The organism is Streptomyces luteoverticillatus, assembly GCF_003970715.1.
GTDB lineage: Bacteria > Actinomycetota > Actinomycetes > Streptomycetales > Streptomycetaceae > Streptomyces > Streptomyces abikoensis.
Window position 1 is genome coordinate 4,694,956 of sequence record NZ_CP034587.1, and the last position, 12,415, is coordinate 4,707,370.

The window sequence follows — 12,415 nt, forward strand, 5'->3', positions numbered from 1 at the left end:
CGACCGTGTCAGCGCTGCGGGCCGCGACGGTAGTGGTAGCCGTGGTGGGTGGTGAAGCCGAGCTCGTCGTAGAGCGCGGCCGCGGCCGTGTTGTCCGTCTCCACCTGGAGGTACGCGGCCGAGGCGCCCTCGCGCAGCGCCTCCTGGGCCAGCCGGGCCATCACCAGCGTGCCCAGCCCCTCCCGGCGCCGCTCCGGGGCCACGTCCAGCGCCGCGAACCCGGCCCACCGGCCGTCGACGACACAGCGCGCGACGGCCGCCGGGCGCTCCCCGGCGGCTCCCGGCACGGTCGCGAACCACACCGACGGCCCGCCGCCCAGCACGGCCCGCGCGTCCGCCGGGTCCGCGCCGCTCCGCCCGTAGGCGGCGAGCCAGGCCGCGTCCGGCTCGCGGGTCAGCCGTACGTCGCCCGAGCCGGGGGCCACGGCGTCGGCGAGGGGCGCCAGCGCGGCCGTCCGGGTCAGGGCGTGCCGCTCGGCCGTCCAGCCGTGCCGGGCGAGCTCCGCGTCCAGCCGCTCGTCCGCGTCGGGGTGGCCCGTGGCGACCTGGACGTACGCCGGCAGGCCGCGCTCCGCGTACCAGGCGGTCACCCGCTCCAGGGCCTCCGGCAGGGGCAGCCCGGGGTCGCCGAGGGGGAGGGCGGAGTTGGCCCGGGTGGTGAAGCCGCCCGCGGCGCGCAGCGCCCAGCCGCCCAGCCGGGCGGTCTCGCGCGCGGGCCAGCCGCGCGCCGCGACCTCCTGGAGCTCGCGCAGCCCGGCGGCGGGGCCGCGCCGCCGGGCGGGGGTCATGGGCACGACCTTGCCCGCGACCAGGGCGGCCTCGGGGACCTCCACGATCTCACCGGTGCGTCGTGTGATTCGCAGCACACCGTCACTCCAGGAGGTCAGTACCCCCACCGCGTCGGTGAAACGCTCCGAACTCCCCGAGTCGTTCAGCCGTCGTACGGAGACCCTTTTTCCCACATCTGCCGTGGAGATCCGGACCTCCAGTCTTCCGCCCGTGGTGAATTCCACAGCTCTGTCCGCCCCTCTTGTTCGTCATGTGCCCGGGGAGGGAGATACTAGGTGTGGGCATCGACGACGCCGCGCTCCCGCGCGAGATGAGCCCTACCGAGGAGGAACGACAGCGTGACCTACGTCATCGCGCAGCCTTGTGTCGACGTGAAGGACAAGGCGTGCATCGAGGAGTGCCCCGTCGACTGCATCTACGAGGGCTCCCGGTCCTTGTACATCCACCCGGACGAATGCGTCGACTGTGGTGCCTGTGAGCCGGTCTGCCCCGTCGAGGCGATCTTCTACGAGGACGACACGCCGGAGGAGTGGAAGGACTACTACAAGGCGAACGTCGAGTTCTTCGACGAGCTCGGTTCGCCCGGTGGCGCCTCCAAGCTGGGCCTGATCGAGCGCGACCACCCCTTCATCGCCGCTCTGCCCGCGGACATCAACCCGGCGGAGCACTGACCGACAGCGGTCCCGACCGCGGCCCCGTACGGCCACCGCCGTACGGGGCCGCGGCTGTATCTCCTCCCCCCCACCGGCCACCCCTAGCGCACGAGAGCGAGCAGCGAGCACCGTGAGCGCAGTCTCTTCCCGCCTCCCCGTCTTCCCCTGGGACCGGCTCGAGCCCTACAAGGCCACCGCGGCCGCCCACCCCGACGGCATCGTGGACCTGTCGGTGGGCACCCCGGTCGACCCGGTGCCCGCCGTGGTCCAGCGGGCGCTGGCCGACGCGGCCGACAGCCCCGGCTATCCCACGGTGTGGGGCACGGCCGCGCTGCGCGACGCGCTGACCGGCTGGGTGGAGCGCCGCCTGGGCGCCCGGGGTCTGAGGCACGCCAATGTGCTGCCGGTCGTCGGCTCGAAGGAACTGGTGGCCTGGCTGCCGACCCAGCTGGGCCTGGGCCCCGGCGACAAGGTCGCCTACCCCCGCCTCGCCTACCCGACCTACGAGGTCGGCGCGCGCCTGGCGGGCGCCGAGCCCGTCGTCTACGACGACCCCACCGAGCTCGACCCGGCCGGCCTGAAGCTGCTCTGGCTGAACTCGCCGTCCAACCCCACGGGCCGGGTGCTCTCCAAGGAGGAGCTGCGCCGCGCGGTGGCCTGGGCGCGCGAGCACGGCGTGCTGGTCTTCAGCGACGAGTGCTACCTGGAGCTGGGCTGGGAGGCGGACCCCGTCTCCGTGCTCCACCCGGACGTCTGCGGCGGCTCGTACGAGGGCATCGTCGCCGTCCACTCGCTCTCCAAGCGCTCGAACCTCGCCGGCTACCGCGCCGCGTTCGTCGCCGGCGACCCGGCCGTCCTCGGTGAGCTGCTGCAGATCCGCAAGCACGGCGGGATGATGGTCGCCGCCCCCGTCCAGGCCGCCACCGTCGCGGCCCTGGGCGACTCCGCGCACGTCGCCGAGCAGCGGGCCCGCTACGCCCGGCGCCGGGACGCGCTGCGCGCCGCCTTCGAGGCGGCGGGCTTCCGCATCGAGCACAGCGAGGCGTCGCTGTACCTGTGGGCCACGCGCGACGAGTCGTGCTGGGAGACGGTCGGCGAGCTCTCCAAGCGCGGCATCCTCGTCGCGCCGGGTGATTTCTACGGTCCGGCGGGCGAGCGCTTCGTACGGATCGCGTTCACCGCCACCGACGAGCGGGTGGAGGCGGCGGTCCGTCGTCTGGCCGAGTAGCCCTACGCATCCGGGCGCGGCACGCGTGACGAGGGGCCCGGGAGCTTTCGCTCCCGGGCCCCTCGGTGCTGCTGCGTGAAGCCGCCGCTTCCGGACGGACGGATCAGCCGCCGACGCCGGGCAGCTGCGGGACGCCGCCCTTGGTCACGCCCTGCGCCGTGCCGCCGACGGCCTGGGCCGCGCCGCCCACGAGCTGCCCCGTGGCCTTGTTGGCGGCCGGGACGGTCTCGTTGCCGGCCTTGTGCACCGCGTGGGACGCCATCGGGACAGCCGTGCCGACGGCCTTCTGCCCGACACCCGTCGCCATGGCGCCGGCCTGCTGGGAGGTGGCACCGACGGTGTGGCTCGCGTTCGTGGTGTCCAGCGCGCTCACCGGAGCCAGATCCGTGGCCTTGGTGAGGTCCGCGGCGCTCGCGGCTCCGGCCGCGCCGACGACGGGAGCGGCACCCGCGGCGACGAGCAGGGCCACTCGAGCGATCCGGCGCGTGAGGGGGAGGGACATGTTGCTCCTTTGACGGAGTGGGAAGTCGGTTGCTGTCCGGCGTGCGGACGCAGTGACTACCGCGTGAGCCCGGGGAAGGTTGCGGTGGAGGAAGGTAAAGACTGAGTAATGCGTCGCATTATCGGGCCCGCTGAAATCCCGCCATACCGGGCAGGTTGTCAAGCGATACGGAAGCCGGAAAAGCCGTTAGTCACAAGGAAGTTGGGGGTGCGTCGAGAAGGCGTGCGGATTCCCGCCGACCCGGCAACTCCCGTATGCGGCGCATACCCCCGGCGGGGGGACGGTCGTACTACTGAACGGTCGTGATCCGTACCGCCGGCGTGCCGTCGCCGCCCGCTTCCTCCGCCGATTTCCGCCAGCCGTCCGCCGAATTCTCCGCCGACCACACCCGGCCGCCGAAGGAGACGCGCTCCACCCGCAGTTCCGCCGCGTGCGCCACCGCCCAGGACGCCACCGCCCAGCCGCGCCGCCCCGGCGTCTCGTCGTCCGGCCCCGGGCGTACCGGCACGGTCACCGTCCGGCCCCCGGCCGCCCCGGTCCGGCCGTCCCCCGTCACCGTGGGGGAGGCCTCCACGCCGAACTCGCGGCTCAGCTTCGCCCGCACCGCCGCCGGATCGCCGGCCTTGCCGTCGCTCGGGCTCTTCGTACAGCTGAACGAGGCCGCCGCGCGGCCCGTGAGCCCCGACGACAGCAGTGAGGCGTCCGGCTCGTGCTTGGCGTACGCCTGCGGGAAACCGCTGCGCTGCACCTTCTGCGCCGCCACCGTCAACGGCAGCCGCGAGTAGCCCGGAACCTCCACCAGGTGGTCGTAGAACTTCCCCGCCGCGTAGACCGGGTCCGTGATCTGCGCCGCCGTGCCCCAGCCCTGGGTCGGCCGCTGCTGGAAGAGCCCCAGCGAATCGCGGTCGCCATGATGGATGTTGCGCAGCCCCGACTCCTGCATCGCCGTGGCCAGCGCGATCGTCACGGCCCGCTCCGGCAGCCCGCGCGACGACCCCACGGCGGAGATCGTCGCCGCGTTGACCGCCTGCTCGGGGGAGAGGGAGTACGACTGCCCGTTCGCCCGCATCGTGCAGCGCGGCGCCCCCGGACCGCCGGTGATCAGCTGCGCCACCAGATAGCCGACCAGCGCCAGCAGCACGGCGCAGGCGGCCACGGTGCGCAGCAGGCGGCCACGGCGGGTGACGGTGATCCCGGACATGCGGGCCACGTTACTTCAGAGACCGCCCGGCGGCCCCTCCGGACCGTACCGGGCGTCGCGTTAGGCTCGCCGCATGGATCATCCCGCACTGGACCTGTCCCTCGACGCCGCCGCCCTCACCGCCCGGCTCGTCGACTTCCGTTCCGAGAGCGGTGACGAGAAAGCCCTCGCCGACGCGATCGAGGCCGAGCTGCGCAAGCTGCCGCACCTGACGGTCGACCGGCACGGCAACAACGTCGTGGCCCGCACGAACCTCGGCCGCGCCGAGCGGATCGTCCTGGCCGGTCACATCGACACCGTGCCCATCGCCGACAACGTGCCCTCCCGCCTGACAGCAGATATCAGCGGCTCCGCCGCGGGGAACGGCATCCTGTGGGGCTGCGGCACCAGCGACATGAAGTCCGGCGTCGCCGTGCAGCTGCGCGTCGCCGCGACCGTCCCCGAGCCCAACCGCGACCTCACCTTCGTCTTCTACGACAACGAGGAGGTCGCCGCCCACCTCAACGGCCTCGGCCACGTCGCCGAGGCCCACCCCGACTGGCTGGCGGGCGACTTCGCCATCCTCCTGGAGCCCTCCGACGGCGAGGTCGAGGGCGGCTGCCAGGGCACCCTGCGCGTCCTGCTGCGCACCACGGGCGAACGCGCCCACTCCGCGCGGAGCTGGATGGGCTCCAACGCCGTTCACGCCGCGGCCCCCATCCTCGCCCGCCTCGCCGCCTACGAGCCGCGCCGCCCGGTCGTCGACGGACTCGAGTACCACGAGGGCCTCAACGCCGTGCGGATCGAGGGCGGCGTCGCCAACAACGTCATCCCCGACGAGTGCACCGTGACGGTGAACTTCCGCTACGCCCCCGACCGCACCCCCGAGGAGGCGCTCGCGCACGTCCACGAGGTCTTCGCGGACTGCGGCGTCACCGAGTTCGTCGTCGACGACCACTCCGGCGGCGCCCGCCCGGGCCTCGACCACCCGGCGGCCGTGGCCTTCATGGCGGCCGTCGGCGGCACGGCCCGGCCCAAGTTCGGCTGGACGGACGTGGCCCGCTTCAGCGCCCTCGGCGTGCCCGCGGTCAACTACGGCCCCGGCGACCCCCTCTACGCCCACAAGCGGGACGAGCACGTGGACACCGCCAAGATCACGCAGTGCGAGGAGCGGCTGCGGGCCTGGCTGACGGCTTGATCCGCTCTCCGGAGGGGCGGCGCCCCGGCGGTCACCACCTACCCTGAAGCGCAACGAGACCGACGATCCGCGGGTCCTGCGGCCCGCGGCGGAGGGAGCAGCATGGGCAATCCCGAGGCGTCGCGCGGGCGACGGGAACAGCGCCGGGGACCGGTCGTCCGCCGGCACGGCCAGATGCAGGCGGGCACCACGGACCAGCACCTGCTGGACACCCGGGGAACGGCGGACTGGGTCCACGAGGACCCCTTCCGGGTCCTGCGCATCCAGTCCGAGTTCGTCGAGGGGTTCGGCGCGCTGGCCGAACTTCCCCCGGCCATCAGCGTGTTCGGGTCGGCCCGCACGAAGCCCGGCTCGCCCGACTACGAGGCCGGGGTGGCCATCGGGCGCGGTCTGGTCGAGGCGGGCTTCGCCGTCATCACCGGCGGCGGGCCCGGCGCGATGGAGGCCGCCAACAAGGGCGCGATGGAGGCCGGCGGGATCTCCGTCGGCCTCGGCATCGAGCTGCCCTTCGAGCAGGGCCTCAACCCCTATGTGAACCTGGGCGTCGACTTCCGGTACTTCTTCGTGCGGAAGACGATGTTCGTGAAGTACGCGAGCGGCTTCGTGGTGCTGCCGGGCGGCCTGGGCACCCTCGACGAGCTCTTCGAGGCCCTCACGCTCGTCCAGACGAAGAAGGTCACCCGCTTCCCCATCGTCCTCTTCGGCACCGACTACTGGCGGGGCCTGCTCGACTGGCTGGAGCACACGCTCGTCGACCAGGGCAAGGTGAGCGCCGCCGACCTCCAGCTCTTCCACGTCACGGACGACGTGGAGGAGGCGATCGGGTTGGTGACGAAGGAAGCCGGGACCTGACGGGCCCTGCCTACGCCAGCCCTCGCCGGGCCACCGCGGGCGCGCGGTGGCCGGCGATGGCCGCCACCATGTCCAGCACCTGCTTCGTCTCCGCGACCTCGTGCACGCGGTAGACCTGAGCGCCGAGCCACGCGGACACCGCCGTCGTGGCGAGGGTGCCGACGACCCGCTCCTTCACCGGCCGGTCGAGGGTCTCGCCCACGAAGTCCTTGTTGGACAGCGAGACGAGCACGGGCCAGCCCGTCTCCGTCATCTCGCCCAGCCGGCGCGTGGCCTCCAGTGAGTGACGGGTGTTCTTCCCGAAGTCGTGCCCCGGGTCGATCATGATGCCGTCGCGCCGCACACCCAGCTCCACGGCCCGCTCCGCCAGCCCCACCGTCACCCGCAGGATGTCCGCCATCACGTCGTCGTACTCGACGCGGTGCGGCCGCGTCCGCGGCTCCACGCCGCCCGCGTGGGTGCACACCAGGCCCGCGCCGTAACGGGCGGCCACCTCGGCCAGCTTGGGGTCCACGCCGCCCCACGCGTCGTTCAGCAGGTCCGCGCCGGCCTCGCAGACCGCCTCGCCCACGTCATGCCGCCAGGTGTCGACGCTGATCACCACGTCCGGGTGGCGCCGCCGGACCTCCGCCACGAACCCGACCGTGCGCCGGGCCTCCTCCTCGGCCGTCACCTCGGCGCCGGGGCCCGCCTTCACCCCGCCGATGTCGATGATGGCGGCGCCCTCCGCCACGGCCTGCTCCACCCGGGCGAGCGCCGGCTCGTCGCGGAACGTCGCCCCCTGGTCGTAGAAGGAGTCCGGGGTCCGGTTGACGATCGCCATGATCACCGGTTCGTGGGTGTCGAACTCGCGTCGTCCAAGCCGCAGCATTTTCCGTTCTTCCTCTCCCTGGTCCGCCAGCGACCTTAACTGTCAGTGGGGCATGGCACGATCGGAGTCGACGGTTTGGCCGACGCCGGCCTGTGGACGCAACGAGGGGACGGCCGTGTTCTGGTTCTTGCTCATCGCGCTGGTCGTGGTGGTCGCCGCGGTCACGCTCGCCGTCGCCGGGGGAGGCGGTGACGGCGCCGGCGGGGAGGCCGCCCTGCCCGAGGCCGTCCACGACCGGATGGCCTGGCCGCTGCCCGCCGCCCGTCCGCTGGGCCGGGCCGACGTCGAGGAGCTGCGGCTGCCCCTGGCCCTGCGCGGCTACCGCATGGCCGAGACGGACGACGCCCTGGACCGGCTCGGCGCGGAGCTCGCCGAGCGCGACGCCCGCATCGCCGAGCTGGAGGCGGCGCTCGCCGGGGCGCAGGCGGCGGCGATAGGGGTGCGGGGGCTGCTGGAGCGCGAGAGCGGCGGTGCGGCGGAGGAGCGGGAGCGGCCGGAGGAGCAGGAGCCGCAGGACAGCCCGGGGAAGGGGAAGACGTCATGAGCGGCGCCAGTGGAGTCGTCATCGGGGCGGACGGCCTGGCCCGTTGCCCGTGGGGGCTGGAGGGGGAGACCCTCGCGGACTACCGCGTCTACCACGACACCGAATGGGGCCGCCCGGTCCACGGCGACGACGCCCTGTTCGAACGGATCTCGCTGGAGGCCTTCCAGTCGGGCCTGTCGTGGCTGACGATCCTGCGGCGCCGCGAGGGCTTCCGGGCCGGGTTCGCCGGCTTCTCCATCGAGAAGGTGGCGGCCTTCACGGAGGAGGATGCCGAGCGGCTGCTGGCCGACCCGGGCATCATCCGCAACCGCGCGAAGATCGCGGCGACGCTGGCCAACGCGCGCGCCGCCGCGGAGCTGGCGCCGGGGGAGCTGGACGCCCTGGTGTGGTCCCACGCCCCCGACCCGGCCACCCGGCCCGCGCCCCGCTCGTCGGCCGACGTCCCGGCGGTCACGCCGGAGTCGACGGCGCTGGCCAAGGCCCTCAAGAAGCGGGGCTTCCGCTTCGTGGGGCCCACGACGGCGTACGCCCTGATGCAGGCGTGCGGCCTGGTCGACGACCACCTGGCGGGCTGTCACGTACGGACGGGCTGAGGCCCCCTAGCGGCCCACGAACCGCGGCTTCTCCTTCGCCAGGAACGCCGCCACGGCGATCCCGTGGTCCTCCGCCGTGGCGGCGGCGCGCTGCAGCCCCTCCTCCTTGGCCAGGGTCTCCTCCAGGCCGTGCGCCGCCCCATGGGCGAGCGACTCCTTGATCGCCGCGTACGCGGCCGTCGGCCCCTCGGCCAGCCGGCGGGCGACCTCCGTCGCCGCCGCGGCCAGCTCGGCCGCCGGGACGACCCGGTTCGCGATGCCCAGCTCGTACGCCTCCTGGGCGCTCACATTGCGCGGGAAGAGCAGCAGGTCGGCGGCGCGGCCGTGGCCGACGAGGCGGGGAAGGGTCCAGGAGACGCCCGAGTCGGCGGTGAGCGCCACCCCGGCGAAGGACGTGTTGAAGGCGGCCGAGTCCGCGACCACGCGGTAGTCCGCCGCGAAGGCGAACCCCGCGCCGGCGCCCGCCGCCACACCGTTCACCCCGGCCACGACCGGCTTGGGCATCCGGGTGATGGCGGTGACGATGGGGTTGTAGTGGTCCCTGACGGTGTCCATCGTCGACCGGGTGCCGTGCTCGCGGTCGGCGGCCAGCGAGGCCACGTGCTCCTTGAGGTCCTGACCGACGCAGAAGGCCCGCCCGGTGGCGGTCAGCAGCACGGCCCGTACGGCGGCGTCGTCGGCCGCCTGCCGCAGGACGTCGCGGAGGGCGATCTTCGTCTCGGTGTTCAACGCGTTCATGGCGTCGGGACGATTCAGTGTGATCGTCGCGAGCCCGTCGGTCACCTCGTAGAGCACGGTGTCCGCCATGGTGCGGTCCCTCCCTGGGTCGGCTTTGGTGCGATGCGTGCTCAGGATGCCGGAGATCATCGGGGCCGGATATGTGACCTGCGTCAAAGAATCGGCCATCGTGACGGCCGTGAGAGCGACGCACGAATACCGCGCGATCCCCGAATTGGGTGGTTTTGCGGCAGCGCGTTGCCGAAGGGATGCGGACTGATGTTGGTCATTGGGTCGCGCGATGCGGGATAATGGCCTGGAAGCAATGTGTTCGATGCCGGTGACGCGTGCCCTTCCCGGGGCCGTCGGCTGACGATGAGCTGGTTTCAGGAAGGGGAACGAGCATGGCGGCCATGAAGCCGCGGACGGGCGATGGCCCGCTCGAGGTGACCAAGGAGGGGCGGGGCATCGTCATGCGGGTTCCGCTCGAAGGCGGCGGTCGTCTCGTCGTCGAGCTGACCCCCGACGAGGCCAAGGCTCTCGGCGAGGCCCTGGAGAAGGTCGTCGTCTGACGCCCTTGGCCCTCGGCCACGGGCCACAGGCCCATAATCCTCTCGCACCGCCCCGGTCGCCGGCTTGTCCCGGCACCGGGGCGGTGGCGTATCCGCGTCCGGCCCGCCGGCCGGCGCCTCCGGCCCGTGCTTGCGGTAGGGCGGCGCGGTGCCGGGCCGCACCCGGCCACCGCCCCCGGCTACGCCGGTGCGGCTACGCCGGACCGCGCCTGACGGCGCACAGCAGCCCGTCGCCCACCGGCAGCAGGGACGGTACGAGCGCCGTGGACTCCCGGACGGCCCGCAGCAGTTCACGCAGCCGCTGGACCTCGGCGGGCGGCACCGCCGAGTCGACCGTCCGGCCGTCCGCGAAGACGCCCTCGAAGCAGACCAGCCCGCCCGGGCGCAGCAGGCGCAACGATTCGGCTAGGTAGTCGAGGGACTCCATCCGGTCACCGTCGCAGAAGACCAGGTCGTATCCGCCGTCCGCGAGCCGGGGCAGCACCTCCAGGGCCCGGCCGGGGATGAAGCGCGCCCGGTTGCCGGCGAAGCCCGCCGCGCGGAAGGCCTGGCGGGCGAACTGCTGGCACTCCGGGTCGCTGTCCACCGTGGTGAGCACCCCGTCCGGCCGCATGCCGTGCAGCAGGTGGATGCCGGAGACCCCGGTGCCGGTGCCGATCTCGGCGACGGCCTTGGCGTCCACAGCGGCGGCGAGCAGGCGCAGCGCCCCACCGGTGCCGTTCGACACCGAGTTCAGCCCCGCCTCGTAGGCCCGGTCCCGGGCCCAGCGCAGTGCCTCGTCCTCGGCGACGAACACATCGGCGAACGCCCAGCTCGTCTGCTGGTTGCCGGTAATGGCCCTCTCCTGTCCCCGTAGTCGACGCAACCGTGACTGTATCCGCTGCCCACGGGAACCCGCAGATGGGACCGGGCGTTGGAGAGTACGGAACGCAGGCGGAAGGGGGCGGGGACCGGCGGGAACCACCGGCGCGGGCCGTTCGTCACGGATGACAACGGATCAAGACCAAAATCCGGGTCAAAATTGCTTATCCGGAGCTAACGGGCGAGGTGGATATGGTAGGGGCTCCACTGGACACCACCAGAGCCGACAGGGGAGGTGCGGCTGCGGTTGGCGACCGCCGCGGAGTGCTCAGGCGCCTCCGCAGGTCCGCTCCCGAGCCGAAATCCGTGACCTACACCGCTGACCGTTCCAACGCCGCCGCCCGCACCGCGAACACCGCGACTTTCGCCACCGACGCGGACGCGCAGGCGTGGACTCCTCCCAGCTGGGAGGAGATCGTCAGCACGCACAGCGCCCGGGTCTACCGTCTCGCCTACCGCCTCACCGGCAACCAGCACGACGCCGAGGACCTCACGCAGGAGGTCTTCGTCCGCGTCTTCCGCTCCCTGTCCACGTACACCCCGGGGACGTTCGAGGGCTGGCTGCACCGCATCACCACGAACCTGTTCCTGGACATGGTCCGGCGCCGTCAGCGCATCCGCTTCGACGCGCTGGGCGAGGACGCCGCCGAGCGGCTCCCCAGCCGTGAGCCGTCCCCCCAGCAGCACTTCAACGACACCCACTTCGACGCGGACGTCCAGCAGGCGCTGGACACCCTCGCGCCGGAGTTCCGCGCCGCGGTCGTCCTGTGCGACATCGAGGGGCTCTCCTACGAGGAGATCGCCGCGACCCTCGGCGTCAAGCTCGGCACCGTGCGCAGCCGTATCCACCGCGGCCGTTCCCACCTCCGCAAGGCGCTCCAGCACCGCTCGCCCGCCGCCCGGGCCGAGCAGCGCGCGGTGGCGGTGCCGGCCGCCGGCGTTCCTCTCGGTGGGGAGGTCGGGATCGCGTGACCACCTCCGGCGGTCAGTCCCCCGCCGAGCACCATCTCGGCGACCGCCTCGCTGCCCTCGTCGACGGGGAGTTGGGGCACGATTCTCGGGAGCGGGTGCTGGCGCACCTCGCCACCTGCTGGACATGCAAAGCGGAAGCCGACGCGCAGCGTCGGCTCAAGAACGTGTTCGCGGAGGCCGCGCCGCCGCCGCTCTCCGACTCGCTGCTCGCACGGCTGCAAGGGCTGCCGGGCGGCATGAGCGGCCCGCCCGGGCCTTCCGGGCTGTCCGGGCCTTCCGGTGACGAGGGCGAAGGCGGCCACCCGGCCGTGGGAAGAGGCGCCTTCGGCGCCGAGGCGGAGGCCTTCGCCCTGCTGCCGGCGGTCGCCCCCCAGCCGCGTGACCGGGGCTTCCGCACCCACCCGGTGGGGCAGGGCGGCTCGCGCGGCCGCCGGTTCGCCTTCGCGGCGGCCGGGGCGGTCTCGCTGGCCGCGATAGCCCTGGCGGGCGCGCAGCCGCTGGAGACGCCCGTGGCGTCGCGGCAGGCCCGTGGCGACGGCACCAGCGCGGCCACGAGCTCCCTCGGCTCGGCGCAGGGCGTGCCCCTGGACCAGCGCGATCTGGGCCGGGCGCAGCCGGCGGCGCAGGAGCTGTCGGCGACGTTCGCGGCGCCGCTGGCCGCGGGCGTCTCCCTGCTGCGTCCCTCCGGCGCGCGGCTGCTGCCGCCGATGGTCCGCAAGCCCGCGACTCTCGCCGCGCAGCCGCAGGCCCGGCCGCCGGTACAGCCCCGCTGATCACGGCCGGGATCCCCGCCGGGATCCCGGCGGGCTCCCCCCTCCGCACCCGGCCGGGGACCTGGTGTAATCGTCTGTGGGGCGCGCGTGTTTCCGGCATGCGCGCCTCC

The 12,415-nt window shown here is 73.4% G+C and carries 15 protein-coding genes; 9 read left to right on the top strand and 6 right to left on the bottom strand.

What is annotated here, in order from left to right:
* Nucleotides 1-8: 8 nt before the first annotated feature.
* A complete protein-coding gene (locus tag EKH77_RS20965; RefSeq protein WP_126915872.1) occupies nt 9-1,013 on the bottom strand; it encodes a GNAT family N-acetyltransferase in 1,005 nt (334 codons plus the stop codon).
* Between the two features lie 114 nt (nt 1,014-1,127).
* Between EKH77_RS20965 and fdxA the strand changes: the two genes are divergently transcribed.
* On the top strand, nt 1,128-1,460 hold the full coding sequence (gene fdxA, locus EKH77_RS20970; RefSeq protein ID WP_058046091.1) for a ferredoxin: 333 nt from the start codon (nt 1,128-1,130) through the stop codon (nt 1,458-1,460).
* 112 nt (nt 1,461-1,572) lie between these two features.
* Complete coding sequence (gene dapC / locus EKH77_RS20975) at nt 1,573-2,670, top strand: succinyldiaminopimelate transaminase (protein ID WP_126915873.1); 1,098 nt, start codon at nt 1,573-1,575, stop codon at nt 2,668-2,670.
* A gap of 103 nt (nt 2,671-2,773) precedes the next feature.
* On the opposite strand, the gene EKH77_RS20980 is transcribed toward dapC, so the two are convergent.
* Both EKH77_RS20980 and EKH77_RS20985 read right to left on the bottom strand, forming a co-directional pair.
* The gene (locus EKH77_RS20980) at nt 2,774-3,172 is read right to left on the bottom strand and encodes an ATP-binding protein (protein ID WP_126915874.1); all 399 of its coding nucleotides are present in this window, start codon (nt 3,170-3,172) and stop codon (nt 2,774-2,776) included.
* Between the two features lie 289 nt (nt 3,173-3,461).
* Nucleotides 3,462-4,373 carry a hypothetical protein gene (locus EKH77_RS20985; RefSeq protein WP_126915875.1) on the bottom strand — a complete coding sequence of 304 codons (912 nt, stop codon included), beginning with the start codon at nt 4,371-4,373 and terminating at the stop codon, nt 3,462-3,464.
* Between the two features lie 73 nt (nt 4,374-4,446).
* On the opposite strand from EKH77_RS20985, the gene dapE reads away from it, so the two are divergent.
* On the top strand, nt 4,447-5,550 hold the full coding sequence (gene dapE, locus EKH77_RS20990) for a succinyl-diaminopimelate desuccinylase (protein WP_126915876.1): 1,104 nt from the start codon (nt 4,447-4,449) through the stop codon (nt 5,548-5,550).
* Between the two features lie 102 nt (nt 5,551-5,652).
* Nucleotides 5,653-6,402, top strand: coding sequence for a TIGR00730 family Rossman fold protein (locus tag EKH77_RS20995; RefSeq protein ID WP_126915877.1), 750 nt, complete (start codon nt 5,653-5,655; stop codon nt 6,400-6,402).
* 10 nt (nt 6,403-6,412) lie between these two features.
* Here the strand turns inward: EKH77_RS20995 and folP are convergent, their stop codons facing one another.
* The gene (gene folP, locus EKH77_RS21000; RefSeq protein ID WP_126915878.1) at nt 6,413-7,273 is read right to left on the bottom strand and encodes a dihydropteroate synthase; all 861 of its coding nucleotides are present in this window, start codon (nt 7,271-7,273) and stop codon (nt 6,413-6,415) included.
* A gap of 115 nt (nt 7,274-7,388) precedes the next feature.
* Here folP and EKH77_RS21005 point away from each other — a divergent pair, with 115 nt between their 5' ends.
* Nucleotides 7,389-7,817, top strand: coding sequence for a DivIVA domain-containing protein (locus tag EKH77_RS21005; protein WP_240667462.1), 429 nt, complete (start codon nt 7,389-7,391; stop codon nt 7,815-7,817).
* Nucleotides 7,814-8,410, top strand: a complete 597-nt coding sequence (locus EKH77_RS21010; protein WP_126915879.1) for a DNA-3-methyladenine glycosylase I — start codon at nt 7,814-7,816, stop codon at nt 8,408-8,410. The genes EKH77_RS21005 and EKH77_RS21010 overlap by 4 nt, the downstream gene beginning before the upstream one ends.
* Nucleotides 8,411-8,416: 6 nt before the next feature.
* Here the strand turns inward: EKH77_RS21010 and EKH77_RS21015 are convergent, their stop codons facing one another.
* Entirely contained in the window at nt 8,417-9,217 is an 801-nt protein-coding gene (locus EKH77_RS21015) for an enoyl-CoA hydratase-related protein (RefSeq protein WP_126915880.1), read from the bottom strand.
* Between the two features lie 314 nt (nt 9,218-9,531).
* Between EKH77_RS21015 and EKH77_RS21020 the strand changes: the two genes are divergently transcribed.
* On the top strand, nt 9,532-9,699 hold the full coding sequence (locus EKH77_RS21020) for a DUF3117 domain-containing protein (RefSeq protein ID WP_126915881.1): 168 nt from the start codon (nt 9,532-9,534) through the stop codon (nt 9,697-9,699).
* A 193-nt stretch (nt 9,700-9,892) separates the two neighbouring features.
* Here the strand turns inward: EKH77_RS21020 and EKH77_RS21025 are convergent, their stop codons facing one another.
* Nucleotides 9,893-10,564 carry an O-methyltransferase gene (locus tag EKH77_RS21025; protein ID WP_126915882.1) on the bottom strand — a complete coding sequence of 224 codons (672 nt, stop codon included), beginning with the start codon at nt 10,562-10,564 and terminating at the stop codon, nt 9,893-9,895.
* Nucleotides 10,565-10,752: 188 nt separating this feature from the next.
* Here EKH77_RS21025 and sigE point away from each other — a divergent pair, with 188 nt between their 5' ends.
* Nucleotides 10,753-11,532, top strand: a complete 780-nt coding sequence (gene sigE, locus EKH77_RS21030) for an RNA polymerase sigma factor SigE (RefSeq protein ID WP_126915883.1) — start codon at nt 10,753-10,755, stop codon at nt 11,530-11,532.
* A complete protein-coding gene (locus tag EKH77_RS21035; RefSeq protein ID WP_126915884.1) occupies nt 11,529-12,305 on the top strand; it encodes a zf-HC2 domain-containing protein in 777 nt (258 codons plus the stop codon). Before sigE ends, EKH77_RS21035 begins: the two co-directional genes overlap by 4 nt.
* Nucleotides 12,306-12,415: the final 110 nt, after the last annotated feature.